The sequence below is a fragment of the Enterococcus saccharolyticus subsp. saccharolyticus genome, assembly GCF_029023825.1.
GTDB lineage: Bacteria > Bacillota > Bacilli > Lactobacillales > Enterococcaceae > Enterococcus_F > Enterococcus_F saccharolyticus.
The window spans coordinates 637,951-655,166 of the sequence record NZ_CP118957.1 but is presented as its reverse complement, the minus strand read 5'-3'; the positions used below and the strand labels follow the sequence as shown (position 1 = coordinate 655,166).

Below are 17,216 nucleotides of genomic sequence, written 5' to 3'. Positions count from 1 at the left end.
ATTACTCCTCCACAATTCGTAAATAAAAATTCGTTGTTAAAAAATAAGCGGATGTAAAAATAAAAATAGTAATAAAACAAAACAGATAGGCTACCCAATAATTGGCATCTTGCACCAATTCTGTCAGCATGTAAATCGCAAACGAACCATGCGTAGTTGCCAATAACATCGTAGGAAAGAAAATCCATGCGTTTTGATGATATACCGCACGACGCAACGTCTTTTTGGGAATTCCAATTTGTTGCAAAAGTTGATAATTTTGTTTTTCACGTCCAGCTTCAAAAAACTGACGAACCATTAATGTACTCGCTGTGGTAATCAACACAATCATGCCGACAAACAATGCCACATACAAGAAAATACCTCCCTGACGGCGATCCGAACGGACATTGGGATAACGACTCGTTTGATTTAATCGACTAATCCGTTGTTCTTCTTTATTTTCCGATGACGCTTCATCTGATACTGGCTTGATGCTACCTTTTAGTTGCCCCTCTTTATATACATAGTGATAACTTACGTCATGCCCCCAATCGGTTGGCAATTGTGAGACATATTTTTTTTGTAGTTGTTCCTCATTGTAGCCAGTTGCATTCAAATAAACGAGCTGATAATCAATTCCTTCTACTTTTTGATACAACTCATCCGTCACCACCAATAAGTTAGAACCATATCGTAATAAACTATCGCCAATCATCGTTGAAAAACGTTGTGTCAAGTGAACCGTATTTTCATTCGGTAAGGTAATTTTCTGTTCTGCTTTGGAGAATTGGCGTTTACTCACCATCGCAGGGCTCAAATCAACCATCACTCCTTGATCGGCTTTGGTTAACTTGAGTTCAGGCAAACGTGGAACTATTTGACGAATATCGTGATACATCGATTCAGAAATCAAATCAAAAATAGCAATATTTTCATACGTTTCGTCTTCTAAAAATTGGATTGGTTGCAAAGAATGAGTACCCACGGCTTTCAACGAAACCGTTAGTTTATCCGTAATTTCTCCCCCACTTTCTTGAATCAATTGTTCTAACTGCTTGGATTCATCGGCAGTGATTTGAAAATCAACTGGTTGACTCAAATCTGTGTAACGATAAGACATCTCAAACACACTAATTGCTCCTCCAATTAATGAAATCGCAATCCCCACAATCACAGAAATGAGCGCTAGTGTTCGCCAACTTTTTGATAGCAAATGACGTGTATTTTGCAAGGCAAAGAAACGAACATCCCGATAACTAAACATTCGCCATTTGGCAGTTAAATAAAGGCAGGCTTGAATACCATACGCAAAAAACAAATACGTTCCACACACACACAATGAGAAAATCAAGAGTGGTACCCACAATACCGAAGAAAAATCTTCTGTTTGTTGAATGTACCGATTCAATACTTCTACAAAATTCACAGCAATATAATACCCGATACTAATCAATAAAACACTGAATAGCCCAATAACATATGCACTCCAACGCACAGTGAAACGGCGACTAGAAACCACTCGTTTCGGTTGAAACAAATCGATTAACTGTTTCTGCCAAATCAACCACATGTTTTGTAAAGAGATTAAACTAATCGCTACAAAAAACATCACAACAGTTGTTAAAATGGACGCCCAAGAAATAAAAAAACGACTTTCGAGGTTTAAATCCATTGCTTTAATCAAAATCATAGCAAAAAATTTAGAAAAAATAATTCCCATGACGATGCCTACAATTAAGGAAAAAACATTTAATACGACTCCTTCAATCAGAAATTGAAAAATAATTCGTGATTTTCTTAAACCAAATAATTGATACAAACCAATTTCTTTTTGACGTTGTTGAATAAAAAATTGGTTCGCTCCCAACATGAAAATTAAGACCACCATTGCAACAAACACATTTCCTAATGTTAAGACACCTTCAATTTGAATGTCTTGTCGCGCACGTAACGTTAACGGTTGGTCATAGGTCATTGCACTAAATGAATAAAAAATCATGACAGCTGTCGTCATCGATAAAAAGTACACAATGTAGTTTCTCGTCTGTCGTAAAAAACTACGCCAAATGATTTTAAAGAGCATTCCGTCGACCGCCTCCTCCAATTGTCGCCTGCATATCAATCACCTGTTCAAAAAATTCTTTGCGCGATCCACGCCGAACGACTTCAGCGAAAAAAACACCATCTTTGATGAATAAAATTCGATTGCAATAACTGGCGGTAAATGGGTCATGGGTCACCATTAAAATCGTGGTGTCCTTGTGTAAATTCACTTCACTTAAATAACGTAATAGTTCTGTCGCCGATTTGGAATCCAAAGATCCCGTTGGTTCATCCGCAAAAATGACTGATGGTTGGGCAACAATCGCACGGGCTGCTGCCACTCGTTGTTTTTGACCAATGGATAATTCATCCGGGTAACGATTTAATAAATACGAAATCCCTAATAGTTCCGCCACTTCTTGGACGCGCTGTTCCATTTCTTTAATTGGTAGTCGATCAATGGCTAACGGCAATAAGATATTATCTTTGCTCGTTAAGGTATCTAATAAGTTAAAGTCTTGAAAAATAAACCCAATTTTTTGTCGACGAAAATCACTTAATTCGTTTTCTTTCATCCGAGTAATATCTTTGCCATCGATGTATACTGAACCCATTGTTGGTAAACTGATGGAAGACAGAATATTCATCAAAGTTGTTTTTCCTGCACCACTTGGTCCCATAATGCCGACAAATTCCCCTTGATCGACACTAAAAGATAAGTTATCTAGCACTTTCGTTTGATTAAAACGTGTGCCGTATGTTTTCGTTAAATGTTTGACATCAATTATTTTTTTCATAACTCTCGCCTCTTTTCTCTCTTGTATCTTAGCATATTTCCTAGTAATTCTCTAAAATCTACAAAGAAATTTTTATACATTTTGTGCAAGATAAAACAAGACAAAAACCCGACATTGCTTCTTTTCTAAACCTTCTAACAAACACTACATATTGTGTATAAACACTATTGATCACTATATATAGTTGTATTTCTCTATTTTTTATTTTATGATAGAGAAGAATCAAACAAAGGAGTGACGCAAAATGATGGAAACTAAAAGAAAAGATGAACAATCTTTCCTGCCAACGAATAGGATAAAAATCAAGGTCGTAAAACGAGATGGACGAACTGTAGATTTTGATGACCAAAAGATTTATCACGCGTTAGTCAAAGCCAAACAACAAATCCAGGGGGCTCTTTCACCGCTCGATCATCAACAATTAGATTATCTCGTAACTAAAATCACTCAGGAAATTATGGCACGTTTCCAAAAGACGGTTAAAATTTATGAAATTCAAAATATCGTGGAACATACGTTATTACAGCAGCATGACTATACACTTGCCGAAGAATACATTCGCTACCGTACCCAACGTGATTTTGAACGAAGTCAAGCAACGGACATTAATTTTACAATTGAAAAATTAATGAATAAAGAACAAAGTGTCGTGAATGAAAATGCCAACAAAGATAGCAATGTCTTTAACACACAACGCGATTTAACAGCCGGAATCGTCGGCAAATCCATTGGCTTAAAAATGCTCCCACCACATGTTGCAAATGCGCATCAAAAAGGGGATATTCATTACCATGATTTGGATTATCACCCTTATGCACCAATGACCAATTGCTGCTTGATTGACTTTAAAAAAATGTTAAATGAAGGTTTTAAAATGGGCAATGCAGAGGTCGAAGCACCGAAATCAATTCAAACGGCAACTGCACAAATCTCGCAGATTATTGCGAATGTTGCATCAAGCCAATACGGCGGTTGCTCAGCAGATCGTGTGGATGAATTATTAGCGCCTTTTGCTAAAAAAAACTATGAAAAGCATTTAACTGATGCAAAGGAGTGGATTGACGGCGACGAGCGTCAAATTTTATTTGCACGCCAAAAAACGCAAAAAGATATTTTTGATGCCATGCAAAGCTTGGAATATGAAATTAATACCTTGTTTACTTCCAACGGACAAACCCCTTTTACTTCTCTTGGATTTGGTTTAGGCACCAATTGGTTTGAACGTGAAATTCAGCGGGCAATCTTACAAAATCGAATCAATGGTTTAGGAAGTGAACACCGAACAGCAATTTTCCCGAAATTGATTTTCTCTATCAAAAAAGGCATTAATTTCGCCCCCCAAGACCCGAATTACGACATTAAGCAACTGGCATTAGCATGTGCGACAAAACGGATGTATCCCGATATTTTAAACTATGACAAAATCGTGGAACTAACAGGCAGTTTCAAAGTACCGATGGGGTGTCGTTCCTTTTTACAAGGGTGGCAAGATGCGAATGGTCAAGAAGTCAACGTGGGACGGATGAATTTAGGGGTGGTGACGTTAAATCTACCGCGAATTGCTATCGAAGCACAAAAAGACACAGCAAAATTCTGGCAATTGCTCGAAGAACGTCTACAAATCGTAAAAGACGCACTCGTATATCGTATCGAACGTTGCAAAGAAGCTACACCAACGAATGCTCCTATTTTATATATGCACGGTGCTTTTGGGAAAAAATTAGCGCCCACCGATACTGTCGATGAATTGTTTCGTCATCGTCGAGCAACCGTTTCTTTGGGTTATATTGGTTTGTATGAAGTTGCTGCCGCTTTTTACGGTGGCGAATGGGAAAATAATCCCCAAGCAAAAGAATTTACTTTGGCGATTTTACACGATTTAAAAAAACATGCTGATGATTGGGCCGATGAATACGGCTATCATTTTAGTGTGTATTCAACACCTAGTGAGAGTTTAACTGATCGTTTTTGTCGCTTGGATACTGAAAAATTTGGCATTATTGAAAACATTACTGATAAAGAATATTACACGAATAGTTTTCACTATGATGTCCGCAAAAATCCTACACCATTTGAAAAATTGGATTTTGAAAAAGAGTATCCACGTTATTGCAGTGGTGGCTTTATTCATTATTGCGAATACCCAATCTTGCAACAAAACCCCAAAGCACTAGAAGCCGTTTGGGATTATTCCTATCATCGTGTCGGGTATTTAGGAACCAATACCCCTATCGATCGTTGTTATCAATGTGGGTATGAGGGCGATTTTGAACCGACTGAACGTGGGTTTCAATGTCCAGAATGTGGCAATCACGATCCGAAAACATGTGATGTTGTGAAACGAACTTGTGGGTATTTAGGAAATCCTCAAGCGCGTCCCATGGTTCATGGTCGTCATAAAGAAATTTCTGCTCGGGTTAAACATATGAAATAAGGATGTGAGAAAATGAGAAATCCACAACCAAAAGAATGGTGCAGTGCAGAGTATAGTCAACAACGTATCGCTGATTATAAACCCTTTAATTTTGTCGATGGTGAAGGCGTTCGTAACAGTTTATATGTCAGTGGGTGTCTGTTCGCTTGTGAAGGATGCTTCAATAAAGCTGTGCAAAACTTTCGTTACGGCACTCCTTATACCATCGAATTAGAAAATCAAATTCTAGCCGATCTCGCCCACGATTACGTGCAAGGTCTGACCTTATTAGGTGGTGAGCCTTTTTTAAACACAGCGGTTTGTCTCCAACTTGTTCAGCGGGTACGTCAGACTTTTGGTCATCAAAAAGATATTTGGAGTTGGTCTGGGTACACCTTTGAAGAATTATTGCAAGAAACAGAGGACAAATTGGCTTTGTTACAACAAATTGATATCTTAGTAGATGGACGCTTTGAATTGAGTAAACGAAATCTCAACTTACAATTCCGTGGCAGTAGTAATCAACGCATTATTGATGTACCGAAATCGTTAGCAGCAGGGCAAGCCATTATTTGGGACAAATGCCTAGACGCCGAACAACAATATGAACAAATTAAAAAGCAAGCGCTAATTTAGGGCTTGCTTTTTTCATAAGGGTTACCAGTTTCCCACAAAGGCAATACAATGTTTTCATACGTCAAAGGATCTAAATTAGTCACCGTTACACCTAATAAACGAATCCCTTTTTCAACACCTAAAATTTCTTCCCAAATGACACTTGCTTGGGAAAAAATCTCTTCTTTCCGAAACACATATTCTCGTAACGTCACACGTTTAGTGATAGTCGTATAGTCGGCATAACGAATTTTTACGACAACTGTTTTGCCATGTTTTTGTTCTTTTTTCAATGACTCTGCGACTGCATTTGACAATTGGCGTAATTGTGACAGACATTCGTCTTCTGTCGCTAAAGGTTGACCATACGTATTTTCTTTGCCAATTGACTTTCGTTCGCGCGAAATATTTACTGGTGCATTATGAATGCCCCGTACTTTACGATATAAGGAATAGCCCATTTTACCAAAATGGTGTATCAACGTGGCTTCACTACGTTCATATAAATCGGCTCCTGTAAAAATGCCCAATTCATGCATTTTAGGAACTGTTTTTTTCCCGACCCCATGAAATTTCTCAATAGGTAGCTTCTGTAAAAAGGCAATCGCCTCTTGGGGCATTACCACTGTCAAGCCACGAGGTTTTTCAAAATCAGACGCTAGTTTAGCTAAAAATTTATTGTAACTGACACCAGCTGAACAGGTTAAATGCACTTCTTGCCAAATATCGTGTTGGATCAATTTAGCGATTTTAATAGCCGATTTGCTTTGAATTTTATTTTCAGTCACATCCAAATACGCTTCATCAATCGAAACGACTTCCACTAAATCTGTGTAGCGATAAAAAATAGCCCGAACTTGTCGAGAAATTTCACGATATTTCTGATAGTTTCCTGGTACAAACACCGCATGTGGACATAATTCGTAGGCTTTTTGCGCACTCATCGCTGAATGAATCCCGTATTGACGTGCTAAATAATTCGCAGTGGTTACCACACCACGTCCCCCTGTATCACTCGGATGACGAGCGATTACTAACGGATGTTTGGCAAGTTCTGGTCGATCACGTTCTTCGACTGATGCAAAAAAAGCATCCATATCAATATGTATAATTTTACGGGATGTATCATTTTTTAATGGAAACTGCAATCCGGTCATCCTACTCACCTCTCCTCCATTATATACGAACGAACATTCCCCTGCAAATCTGCTCTATTACAAAAAAAGTCTAGGCAAGTATGCCTAGACGCCATTCAATCCATGATAATCATTGTAAACAACTTGTTTTTTCAACCCATTTTTTTTGGCAACTTCTTTAATCGCTACATTCGGTTTGATTCCTTCTGCAACTAACGCGTCTACTTGTTCAATGATGGTTCCCACAATTTCTGCTGGTGGTGCTTCTTCCGTGGCGCCGGCAACCATCAAACAACATTCGCCTTTAACAGGTGTTTCCGCAAGATAGGCGTGTAATTCAGCGAGCGTACCACGTAAATATTCTTCATGAATCTTGGTTAATTCACGACAAACAACTGCTTGTCGTTCTGGACCAAAAACCGTCATCATATTCTCAATTGTCGCGCCTAATCGATACGGAGATTCATAAAAAATCATTGTTGCTTTTTGATAAGCCAAACTTGTCAATTCTTCTAACTGTTCTTTCTTCTTACGTTTTAAAAAACCATAAAAATAGTTGGGTTGCGGTGTTAACCCAGAAGCAATTAAAGCCGTTAACCCCGCCGTTGGTCCCGGCAATGCCACGACAGCAATCTCTGCTGCGATACAGGCAACCACTAATTCATGACCTGGATCACTAATCGAGGGCATCCCAGCATCACTCACTTGAGCAATTGATTTTCCTGCTTGTAGCAGTTCAATAAATTGCGGAACACGTTCTTTATAATTGTGCTCATGTAAACTTTTTTGCGGGACGTTAATGTCAAAATGATTCAATAACTTTTGCGTATTGCGCGTATCCTCGCTCGCAATCAAATCAACTGTTTGTAATGTTTTAACACTACGAAACGTCATATCTTCTAAATTGCCAATCGGTGTGGGTACTAAATACAAGATACCAAACGTTTTCTCTTTAAAACTGCGTTGCTTTTTCAACTTGTTCACTCCTTAAAACAAAAAGACTGGACACCAATCGCTGCCAGTCTTTTTTCTTAATTGCCACTTTCACGATAAATTACTTCTAAACAAAACGCACATGGTTCATCATGTTCGCGTCTTGATCCATATAAATCATAACAAACGTGGAAACCTTCTTCATAAATTTTTTCTAAATTCATACGCGATTTCGATAATGCCGATGAAATTTCTTGTTTCGCTGTATCAGAAGGCGGTTCACTTTCTTGATTTAATTCACGGATATGCTCACGTAAACGTTGATTCTCTAACTCAAGTGTGGCATTTTTTTCCACAACTTCTTGTAATGAATCCTTCATTTCAGCAAGATTTGTCAATAATTTTTGCAAATCACTCTCAAAATCATTCAGACCATCATATATCGAACGTTTATCCATTGACATTTGCTTCACCTGCTTTGGCAACTTCTTTTATCTCTTCATAATCATATTCCACAGGCGTTTCTTTTCCGAATAAACGGACTTTAATGACACGGCTTAATAAATTTAAACCTACCACGCGACCTTTGCCATCAGGCGTCACAATTTCAGTACCAAAATCCGGTAATTCTTTTTTCGCTGCTTCATATTCATCATTTTCATAATTTAAACAACACATTAAACGACCACATAAACCCGAAATCTTGGTTGGATTTAAAGATAGTCCTTGATCTTTTGCCATTTTAATGGATACTGGTACAAAATCGCCTAAAAAAGTGGAACAACATAATTGACGACCACATGGACCAATTCCGCCTAAGATTTTCGCTTCATCACGTACACCAATTTGACGTAATTCAATTCGAGTTCGGAAAATTGCTGCTAAATCTTTCACCAATTCTCTAAAATCAATTCGTCCATCGGCAGTAAATTGGAAAATCATTTTGCTGCGATCGAAGGTATATTCGACATCAACCAATTTCATTTCTAATTTATGTTCACGAATTTTCTTTTTACCAATCCGTAACGCTTCTTTCACATCTTGTTTATTCTTTTCATCTTGCTGCAATTCAGATTCGGTTGCTTTATGAATGATTGGTTTAATGTCATCCGGTAAATCCTCTGCGTTCATCTCTTTATTGGGGATGGCAACAGTCGCTATATATTTTGCTTGCTGGGATTCCACCAAGACCTTGTCATTATATAAAAATTCAGTTTCACCAGGAGAGAAATAATAGATTCGTCCAGCTTGTCGGTAACGAACACCCACTACTTTAACCATGTGTCTCCTCCTTTCTTATGGACTTATTTCAGGTAATGATTCGCAATGTCAACTGTTCAGCGACACCTTGAAAAGAAACGTTGGCTTCTAATTTTTGTTGTGCTTGTAAAATCAGCTCAAGTTCTCGATTCAATCCTTCTGCATGGAGTCCTTGAGTTAAAAATTGATTACGCTCACGTTGAAAATAAAACAACAAAATCGCAAATAATTGACGTTGCTGTCCTTTTTCTTTCGCAATGGCTAATAATTTTTTCTGTACAAAAATAAACCCTTGTGGATCTTTCTTTCGCAAGTAGTCAAACCAAGTTGAAACAATGTCCTTAGCACCATTAAACCATTCATCTTGAGAGATTTCAACTGCTTTGTCGTAACTATTTGTCAGACTTGCCAGAAGTTCTGCCGTCTGCTGACCAATTCCGTCATTTTGTAATTTTTCACGTAATTTTCCTTTAGGTAACGGAGTAAAATGCACAATCTGACATCGTGATTGAATCGTTGGTAAAATGCGACCGACACTATCAGTTTCTAAAATAGCTAGAAAGCTACCGGGTGGTTCTTCCAAAAATTTCAACAAGCTATTTGCCGCACTAGGATTCATTTTTTCGGCTTGTTGGATAATAAATACTTGATGTCGTCGCTCAAAACCACTTTTCGAAAATTCGGCTTGTAATTGACGAATCTGATCGACTTTAATGCTTTGGCCATCAGGGGAAATCGTCTGAACATTGGGATGTTCATTCATTTCAATACGCAAACAATTAATACATTGATAACATGGTTCATTCGCTTGACGATTCTCACAAAAAATAGTTTTGGCTAACCATGTACTCATTTCATGTTTGCCTGTCCCATTGTCCCCTTCAAAAAGATAAGCATGAGCCAAACGCTCATGCTCAACATTTTTTTTCATTTGAGAATAGACAAGAGGTTGGTATTCGGCTAAAAATTTCCCTTCCTCCATACTAGCCCTCCTTAATATTGATGAAAACCTTCCACTGGTAAAACAAATACAGTTGAACCGCCAACTTCGACTTCAACTGGATAAGGAACTTGTCCATCCAATGAAACGTCTAATGACATTGGTGTTGACACATATTGTTTTCTTGATTGGCATGTTTTCTTGATCAATTCTAACGCTTCTTCTACACGTTCATCTTCAATCCCGATAATAAATGTGCTATTTCCTGCTTTCAAAAAACCACCTGTTGAAGATAGTTTGGTTGCACGAATGTTTGCATCAATAAATTCGTTTGCTAAACGGTTGCTGTCTTTGTCTTGAACAATTGCCATAATTAGTTTCATGTTCTCATCTCCTTAGTTTGTATGATAGTTAAAAATATTGTGGGTAAGCTTCAACGATTGCAGAATAACTTGCTTCAACAACGTCAGGTAAACTCATACGCGCATCCACTCGATGAATACGGAATGGATCTTCTTCAGCTAATTTCAAATACGCGTGACGAACTCTTTGATGAAATTCTAACCCTTCAGAGTCCAATCGGTCAATTTGATAGGCTCTATTTTGTTGAATTCTTCGTAAACCTGAATCAGAATCAATGTCTAAATAAAGCGTAAAATCTGGTGTTGTTCCTTCTGTTGCGAACTCATTGATTGCCGCAATTTCATCCATACCAATGCGACGTCCCGCTCCTTGATAGGCTAATGAACTGTCAACAAAACGATCACAGATCACGATTTTCCCTGCATTTAATGCTGGTAAAATAACTTCGACTAAATGCTGGCGACGAGCAGCAGCGTATAGCAAGGCTTCTGTCCGTTCGTCCATTTCATCATGTTCTGGATTTAGGATAATGTGACGAATTTTCTCAGAAATTCGAACACCTCCTGGTTCTCTTGTTTTTACAATCCCTTTTTTAGCGATTAACTGTAAACGAGGGTACAGTTCATTGATGACACTTGTTTTACCAGCGCCATCAGGTCCTTCAATTGTTATGAATAATCCATTCACTATGGTTTCCTCCATTGATTCATTTTCTGACTAACAGTTTTACAACTCTCTTCTACCTTCAACTGCTTTTAATAAAGTTACCTCGTCTGCATATTCAATGTCACTACCCACAGATAGCCCATGTGCTAGGCGTGTTACTTTGATTCCCGCTGGTTTGATTAAACGTGAAAGATACATCGCAGTGGCTTCTCCTTCAGTGGTTGCATTGGTTGCTAAAATGACTTCAGTCACTTCATCATTATGCAATCGTTGAATCAAGCTAGGAATATTAATGTCTTCTGGTCCCGTTCCTTCCATTGGTGAAAGAACGCCATGTAAAACGTGATATAGCCCTCGATACTCGCGCATTTTTTCCAAAGCCATCACATCTTTTGGTTCTTCAACAACTAAAATCGTGCTGCGATCACGCGTTGTATCGGAACAAATGTTACAAGGATCTTCTTCTGTAATGTTCCCACATACACTGCAAAAGGTCAAATCACGCTTGACACTTAATAATGATTTGGCAAATTCATTAACGACTTCATCTTTCATATCAATCGTATGAAAAGCTAAACGTGTCGCAGTTTTCTGACCAATCCCTGGTAAATTCATATAACTCGCAATTAATCTTGCAATTGGTTCTGGATATTGCACAAGTCAAGACTCCTTTTTTTAGAATCCTGGGATTCCTTTTGTATATTTGCCGATTGTTGATTCGGTGGCTTTTTCAACTTTTCCTAGAACGTCATTGACTGCCATCACGACTAAGTCTTGCAACATTTCAGCATCATCTGCATCAATGACTGCTGGATCAATCACGATATCTTTCACTTTACGGTCACCAGTTGCAGTCACTTTAACATAACCGTTTGTTGATTCACCTTTAAATTCAGTGGCATTTAAAACTTCTTGTTCTTCCGCCATTTTCTTTTGCATTTTTTGTACTTGTTTCATCATGCCTTGCATATTGCCCATGCCTCGCATCATATTCAATCGCTCCATTTCTTGTTTAATTTTCTTCAATTGTGGCTAATTCACCAAATAATTCTTGTGCTTTGGTCACTACAGTATCATCTGCTGGTTCTTCAGGTAATAAAGAAAGATCGCCAGCGTCTTCAAATACTTCCTCTACCACGACTTCATGATCGCCAGATAAGAACTCTTTCCGCAATTCTGGCCAGCTATCTACCGTAATGAAAATTGGATCAGGTGCATAATCTGGAATCATGCGACTCAAATTATTGTGTACCGCTAAACCAAATTCTGAATCATTTGCTGCTTTTTGGCAAATGATTTCATAATCAAACGCAATCACTAACCCACTCGGACTAGCTGCTTTTGGTTCGCTTGCGCGCAAAATTGCCTTTTGCGTTACAGTCAAGCTAGACAACAAATCTTCCCAAACCATTTTAACATTGACTAAGTTTTGCTTTGTCGCTTCTTTCAATACGTTAAACACGCGTTCTTTGGGAATCCGATAACCATTGGTTTGTGGTTTACGTTTGGGTGCTTTCGGCGCTTCTGGTTGTGCCGTTACACCTGTTTGTTTTAATTGTTGGATTTCTTGACGTAATTCTTGCAGTTCTTTTTTCAACTGTTGGACTTGTTGCTCATCCATCGATGTCTCCGAAGTCGCAATCGCTGGTGCGCCACCACTACTTGCTAATTTGACTGTTGCTACCTCTAAATAAATCGTCGGATTAGTGGTAAAACGCACATCATTTTGCGTGTCATTTAAAATATCAATCCATTGATATAATTGTTGCGGTGCCGTTTGGGCTGCAAGCTGTTGAAACGCTTCTGTCAGATACCCCGTCTTTTCATTTAACAATTGCGGTGCTTGTTGGTAAATTAATAAATCTCGGCAATACACTAAGAGATTTTCTAGCAAACGGCGTGCTTCTTTGCCCGATGCCAACATTTCGCCCAACATCTCTAATGCACCTGCTACATTTTTTTGCGCGCAGTGTTGAATAAACTGATCCATCATTTCAAACGTGAGACTGCCTGTTACTTCCATCGCATTTTGCATCGTAATTTTCCCATCACTAAACGAAATCGCTTGGTCTAGAATACTTAACGCATCGCGCATGCCGCCTTCTGCTGAACGTGCAATTACTTGCAACGCTTGGTCTTCATAGTCAATATGACTCTCAGCTAAAATATGTGCCAAATGTTCCACAATATCTTCCGTGCGTATCCGTTTAAAATCAAAACGTTGCGTTCTTGAAATAATCGTCGCTGGAATTTTATGCGGTTCTGTCGTTGCTAAGATGAAAATCACATTTTTTCTAGGTTCTTCTAACGTTTTTAATAACGCATTGAATGCTCCAGTCGAAAGCATATGAACTTCATCGATGATATACACTTTATATTTTGCTTGTGTCGGAGCATAATTTGCTCGGTCACGAATAAAGCGAATCTCTTCTACACCATTATTACTTGCAGCATCAATTTCAATGACATCTTCTTGGTTTCCTGCTGTAATCGAACGACACATGTCACACTCATTGCATGGTTCACCGTCTTGACTATGCGGACAATTGACTGCTTTGGCAAGAATTTTTGCGGCACTGGTCTTTCCTGTTCCTCGTGGGCCCGTAAATAAATAGGCGTGAGAAATCTGATTTTGGATAATCGCATTTTTCAACGTTTGGGTAATCGCTTGTTGCCCGACAACATCCTCAAAGCGTTGTGAACGCCAGACGCGATAAAGTGCTTGATATGCCAAACTTGCCCACCTCTTTTCAAAATTCGCTATCTATCATTATACGAAACTTTTGCAAAAAAAACTACCAACTCGAAGGAACTCTCATCAACTTTTTTTACGACTTACGGCGGATACATGAAATAATTCATCTTGTGGTATAATTTGATTGTAGATGTTTAATAACAATTTTCAACTCACTAAAGGAGGAAACATCATGGGATTAATTAAAGCAGCAACAAGTACAATTGGCGGCGGACTTGCTGACCAATGGCTAGAGATCATCGAACCGGACAATATGAGTGACACAACCGTCATGACAAAAGGTGTCAAAGTTAGAAAAGATAGCAAACGCGGGTCAAACCGCAAAGGAACAGACGACGTCATTACAGATGGTTCAGTTGTACATGTGTATCCAAATATGATGATGCTTTTAGTTGATGGTGGAAAAATTATCGATTATACAGCAGAAGAAGGTTACTACACAGTACAAAACAATTCCGCTCCTTCCATGTTTAACGGTTCACTCAAAGCAGCGATTGCTGAAACATTTGACCGTTTTAAATTTGGTGGCGTGACACCTCAGAAACAACAAGTCTTTTACATTAATTTACAAGAAATCAAAGGTATTCGTTTTGGGACATCTTCTCCGATAAATTATTTTGATAATTTTTATAATGCAGAACTATTTTTACGCACACACGGAACCTACTCAATCAAAGTGAGCGACCCTATTTTATTTTATACAAATGCAATTCCTCGCAATAAAACACAAGTGGAAATCGACGATATTAACGAGCAATATCTGGCTGAATTTTTGACAGCACTCCAAGCAACGATTAACAAAATGTCGGCAGACGGCGAACGGATTTCTTATGTTCCATCAAAAAGCATGGAACTAAGCAAATACATGAGTGATGTGTTAGATGATAGTTGGCGTGAATTACGTGGCATGGAAATTGTTTCTGTCGCTGTGGCAAGTATTTCGTATACTGACGATTCAGTGAAATTAATTAACATGCGCAACCAAGGAGCAATGTTAGGTGATGCCAATATTCGTGAAGGATTCGTTCAAGGCTCTATCGCTAAAGGCATGGAAGCTGCTGGTAATAATCCTGGTGGTGCTGCACAAAGTTTCATGGGTATGGGCGTTGGTATGAATGCGGCAGGTGGTTTCTTTAATCAAGCATCTCAAACCAACCAACAACAAATGCAACAGCAACAAGCAGCCAAACAAGAAAATACGTGGACCTGTCCTGATTGTGGTACAGAAAACACAGGTAAATTCTGTAGCAACTGTGGAACAGCAAAACCTGAAGCCAAAGGTGCAAGTATCAAAATGAAATGTTCTTCTTGTGATGCGGTTATTGATTTAGCAAACGGTGTACCAAAATTCTGTCCAGAATGCGGCAAACCATTCCAAGGAGTACCAATCTAAATTTAGGAGGTTATTGGTATGGAAGTCATTACACATAAATGTCCTAACTGTGACGGTGCGTTAACTTTTGATCCAAGCGATCAAAAGTTTCACTGTCCCTATTGTTTAAGCATCTTCACAGAAGCAGAAGTCACCGCTTTTGAAGCCAGTCAAAAAGAAGCACGTTTAGCTGATACACCTGATGTCACAGAAACACTGACTGATTCATCAGAAGACACGGCTGAAAGCACCATGGACTTATTTCTCTGCCCTAGTTGTGGCGCTGAGATAGTGACCGATTCGACGACTGCAGCGACGTATTGCTATTTCTGTCATAATCCTGTTGTCCTTTCCGGTCGGCTTAGTGGGAAATTTTTACCAAATAAAGTGTTGCCTTTTGCAGTGGAAAAAGAAGTCGCAACGGAGAATTTCTTAAAGTGGGCACAAAAAAAATGGTTCGTTCCTCGCGCCTTCTTCAATAAAGATCAAGTGGAAAAACTAACTGGTGTCTATTTCCCTTATTGGGCAGTCGATGCAGAAGCTGATGGCGAAATTTCTGGAACGGGTACTTCGATTCGTGTTTGGCGTGTCGGTGACTTAGAATACACCGAAACCAAGCAATATGATGTCAATCGCAAAGGGAAATTAGCCTTTAGAGAATTAATTAAAAATGCGTTATCTAAAAACACACAACAAAAAATGGTTGAAGGCGTGCAACCATTCCAACTAGATAAAGCCGTTGAATTTAAAAATCAATACCTGGCGGGTTTCCAAGCAGAAAAACGTGATATTGAATACCCTGATATTCAATCATCTGTTCGCAATGAGTTAGCCAATTATGGAGAAAAACTATTGAGCAATTCGGTGAGCGGCTATACAAGTTTTAGACGAAATCATCAAAATTTCCAATTAACAAAAGAAGATAATCAATATGTTTTACTACCCGTTTGGTTAGTCACTTATCGTAGCAATGACCATTCGAAAAAAGTCTTCTATTACGCAATGAATGGACAAACTGGAAAAGTCAGCGGCGTCTTGCCAATTAGTTATAAAAAGTTGGGATTCACAACAGCCGGCATTTTTGCCGTCTTAGCAGCTCTCTTTATGATTGTGGGGTATCTGTTATGAAAAAATTTGCCTATCTTTTTACGCTCTTTTTGGGATTATTTGTTTTTGCCGCACCTGCGTATGCAGCCGATGCGGTCAATGACGAAGCTGGACTATTTACCGAACAGGAAATTCAAGAATTAAATCAACTTGCCGAAGAATTAAACAACAAAATTAAAGGTGAAGTATTTATTTTAACAACGAACCAAAGTTACAGTGACCCAGAAGAATTTACTGATTTATATTTAAAAGATAAAGTGGGCATCGATAATAATGGTATGGCATTAATGGTTAATATGTCCTATCGTGACTACCACATTTCAACATCGGGGAATATGATTGATTATTTAAACGATCGACGGATTAACAGTATGAAAGAATCGATTCAAGAATCTCTTTCAGCTGGAAATTATTTTAAAGCAGCGCAAAATTACTTGGTCGAAGCTAGTCAATATGTTTCTGATGGCGTTCCTAAAGGACACTATCGCATTGATCGTGAAACAGGGAAAATTACGTACTACAAAGCATTAACTGTTTGGGAAGCTTTTTTCGCGTTACTAGCAGCAACTATTCTTAGTGCGATTTTCTTCTTCGTAATTAAATCAAAATACCAACTAAAAATGGGCGGCTATCGCTATCCCTATAATGAAAAGTCTTCTTTAAAATTAAGTCAAAAAGAAGATCGATTAACCAATTCTTTTGTCACTACTCGAAGAATTCCCCGCAACACATCTAGCGGTGGTGGTTCTGGTGGCGGTGGTGGCAGTACTACGCATTCAACCGGTGGCGGCACATTTGGCGGCGGCGGTGGCAAATTTTAAAACAAAACACCTT

17 protein-coding genes are annotated in these 17,216 nt (G+C 38.6%); 5 read left to right on the top strand and 12 right to left on the bottom strand.

Features of this window, described 5'->3' with window-relative positions; all coding sequences use genetic code 11:
• Position 1: 1 nt before the first annotated feature.
• Positions 2 to 2,065, bottom strand: a complete 2,064-nt coding sequence (locus PYW32_RS03410) for an ABC transporter permease (RefSeq protein WP_071859173.1) — start codon at positions 2,063 to 2,065, stop codon at positions 2 to 4.
• Positions 2,055 to 2,822 (bottom strand): ABC transporter ATP-binding protein, encoded by a 768-nt coding sequence (locus PYW32_RS03405; RefSeq protein WP_016175731.1) that lies wholly within the window; start codon positions 2,820 to 2,822, stop codon positions 2,055 to 2,057. Before PYW32_RS03405 ends, PYW32_RS03410 begins: the two co-directional genes overlap by 11 nt.
• A 244-nt stretch (positions 2,823 to 3,066) precedes the next feature.
• Between PYW32_RS03405 and nrdD the strand changes: the two genes are divergently transcribed.
• Both nrdD and nrdG read left to right on the top strand, forming a co-directional pair.
• Positions 3,067 to 5,256: an anaerobic ribonucleoside-triphosphate reductase gene (gene nrdD / locus PYW32_RS03400; RefSeq protein ID WP_016175732.1), complete on the top strand. Its 2,190-nt coding sequence runs from the start codon at positions 3,067 to 3,069 to the stop codon at positions 5,254 to 5,256.
• Between the two features lie 12 nt (positions 5,257 to 5,268).
• Entirely contained in the window at positions 5,269 to 5,871 is a 603-nt protein-coding gene (gene nrdG, locus PYW32_RS03395; RefSeq protein ID WP_016175733.1) for an anaerobic ribonucleoside-triphosphate reductase activating protein, read from the top strand.
• On the opposite strand, the gene dinB is transcribed toward nrdG, so the two are convergent.
• The 10 genes from dinB to dnaX all read right to left on the bottom strand — a co-directional run bounded on the left by dinB (position 5,868) and on the right by dnaX (position 13,882).
• Positions 5,868 to 7,007 carry a DNA polymerase IV gene (gene dinB, locus PYW32_RS03390; RefSeq protein ID WP_016175734.1) on the bottom strand — a complete coding sequence of 380 codons (1,140 nt, stop codon included), beginning with the start codon at positions 7,005 to 7,007 and terminating at the stop codon, positions 5,868 to 5,870. The two genes, nrdG and dinB, sit on opposite strands and share 4 nt — an antisense overlap.
• An 84-nt stretch (positions 7,008 to 7,091) precedes the next feature.
• On the bottom strand, positions 7,092 to 7,961 hold the full coding sequence (rsmI, locus tag PYW32_RS03385; protein ID WP_016175735.1) for a 16S rRNA (cytidine(1402)-2'-O)-methyltransferase: 870 nt from the start codon (positions 7,959 to 7,961) through the stop codon (positions 7,092 to 7,094).
• Between the two features lie 56 nt (positions 7,962 to 8,017).
• Positions 8,018 to 8,377, bottom strand: coding sequence for a DNA replication initiation control protein YabA (locus tag PYW32_RS03380; protein ID WP_211210804.1), 360 nt, complete (start codon positions 8,375 to 8,377; stop codon positions 8,018 to 8,020).
• Positions 8,370 to 9,200 (bottom strand): PSP1 domain-containing protein, encoded by an 831-nt coding sequence (locus tag PYW32_RS03375; protein WP_016175737.1) that lies wholly within the window; start codon positions 9,198 to 9,200, stop codon positions 8,370 to 8,372. Before PYW32_RS03375 ends, PYW32_RS03380 begins: the two co-directional genes overlap by 8 nt.
• 28 nt (positions 9,201 to 9,228) lie before the next feature.
• On the bottom strand, positions 9,229 to 10,161 hold the full coding sequence (gene holB / locus PYW32_RS03370; protein WP_016175738.1) for a DNA polymerase III subunit delta': 933 nt from the start codon (positions 10,159 to 10,161) through the stop codon (positions 9,229 to 9,231).
• A gap of 11 nt (positions 10,162 to 10,172) precedes the next feature.
• Positions 10,173 to 10,502: a cyclic di-AMP receptor DarA gene (locus tag PYW32_RS03365; protein ID WP_016175739.1), complete on the bottom strand. Its 330-nt coding sequence runs from the start codon at positions 10,500 to 10,502 to the stop codon at positions 10,173 to 10,175.
• 28 nt (positions 10,503 to 10,530) lie between these two features.
• A complete protein-coding gene (tmk, locus tag PYW32_RS03360; RefSeq protein WP_016175740.1) occupies positions 10,531 to 11,169 on the bottom strand; it encodes a dTMP kinase in 639 nt (212 codons plus the stop codon).
• Positions 11,170 to 11,208: 39 nt separating this feature from the next.
• Entirely contained in the window at positions 11,209 to 11,805 is a 597-nt protein-coding gene (recR, locus tag PYW32_RS03355) for a recombination mediator RecR (RefSeq protein WP_016175741.1), read from the bottom strand.
• 18 nt (positions 11,806 to 11,823) lie between these two features.
• A complete protein-coding gene (locus tag PYW32_RS03350) occupies positions 11,824 to 12,138 on the bottom strand; it encodes a YbaB/EbfC family nucleoid-associated protein (protein ID WP_016175742.1) in 315 nt (104 codons plus the stop codon).
• A gap of 22 nt (positions 12,139 to 12,160) precedes the next feature.
• Entirely contained in the window at positions 12,161 to 13,882 is a 1,722-nt protein-coding gene (dnaX, locus tag PYW32_RS03345; RefSeq protein WP_016175743.1) for a DNA polymerase III subunit gamma/tau, read from the bottom strand.
• Positions 13,883 to 14,075: 193 nt separating this feature from the next.
• Here dnaX and PYW32_RS03340 point away from each other — a divergent pair, with 193 nt between their 5' ends.
• From PYW32_RS03340 to PYW32_RS03330, 3 genes are read left to right on the top strand one after another with little or no spacing between them, the layout of a single operon-like run.
• Positions 14,076 to 15,296: an SPFH domain-containing protein gene (locus PYW32_RS03340; RefSeq protein WP_016175744.1), complete on the top strand. Its 1,221-nt coding sequence runs from the start codon at positions 14,076 to 14,078 to the stop codon at positions 15,294 to 15,296.
• Between the two features lie 18 nt (positions 15,297 to 15,314).
• On the top strand, positions 15,315 to 16,403 hold the full coding sequence (locus PYW32_RS03335) for a TFIIB-type zinc ribbon-containing protein (protein ID WP_016175745.1): 1,089 nt from the start codon (positions 15,315 to 15,317) through the stop codon (positions 16,401 to 16,403).
• Entirely contained in the window at positions 16,400 to 17,203 is an 804-nt protein-coding gene (locus PYW32_RS03330; RefSeq protein ID WP_016175746.1) for a TPM domain-containing protein, read from the top strand. Before PYW32_RS03335 ends, PYW32_RS03330 begins: the two co-directional genes overlap by 4 nt.
• The last annotated feature ends 13 nt before the right edge of the window (positions 17,204 to 17,216 follow it).

Bases quoted from the DNA above. Each gene is read 5' to 3' on its own strand.
- PYW32_RS03410 (WP_071859173.1), bottom strand. From the start codon at position 2,065: ATGCTCTTTAAAATCATTTGGCGTAGTTTTTTACGACAGACGAGAAAC.
- PYW32_RS03405 (WP_016175731.1), bottom strand. From the start codon at position 2,822: ATGAAAAAAATAATTGATGTCAAACATTTAACGAAAACATACGGCACA.
- nrdD (WP_016175732.1), top strand. From the start codon at position 3,067: ATGATGGAAACTAAAAGAAAAGATGAACAATCTTTCCTGCCAACGAAT.
- nrdG (WP_016175733.1), top strand. From the start codon at position 5,269: ATGAGAAATCCACAACCAAAAGAATGGTGCAGTGCAGAGTATAGTCAA.
- dinB (WP_016175734.1), bottom strand. From the start codon at position 7,007: ATGACCGGATTGCAGTTTCCATTAAAAAATGATACATCCCGTAAAATT.
- PYW32_RS03380 (WP_211210804.1), bottom strand. From the start codon at position 8,377: ATGGATAAACGTTCGATATATGATGGTCTGAATGATTTTGAGAGTGAT.
- PYW32_RS03375 (WP_016175737.1), bottom strand. From the start codon at position 9,200: ATGGTTAAAGTAGTGGGTGTTCGTTACCGACAAGCTGGACGAATCTAT.
- holB (WP_016175738.1), bottom strand. From the start codon at position 10,161: ATGGAGGAAGGGAAATTTTTAGCCGAATACCAACCTCTTGTCTATTCT.
- PYW32_RS03365 (WP_016175739.1), bottom strand. From the start codon at position 10,502: ATGAAACTAATTATGGCAATTGTTCAAGACAAAGACAGCAACCGTTTA.
- PYW32_RS03350 (WP_016175742.1), bottom strand. From the start codon at position 12,138: ATGATGCGAGGCATGGGCAATATGCAAGGCATGATGAAACAAGTACAA.
- PYW32_RS03340 (WP_016175744.1), top strand. From the start codon at position 14,076: ATGGGATTAATTAAAGCAGCAACAAGTACAATTGGCGGCGGACTTGCT.
- PYW32_RS03335 (WP_016175745.1), top strand. From the start codon at position 15,315: ATGGAAGTCATTACACATAAATGTCCTAACTGTGACGGTGCGTTAACT.
- PYW32_RS03330 (WP_016175746.1), top strand. From the start codon at position 16,400: ATGAAAAAATTTGCCTATCTTTTTACGCTCTTTTTGGGATTATTTGTT.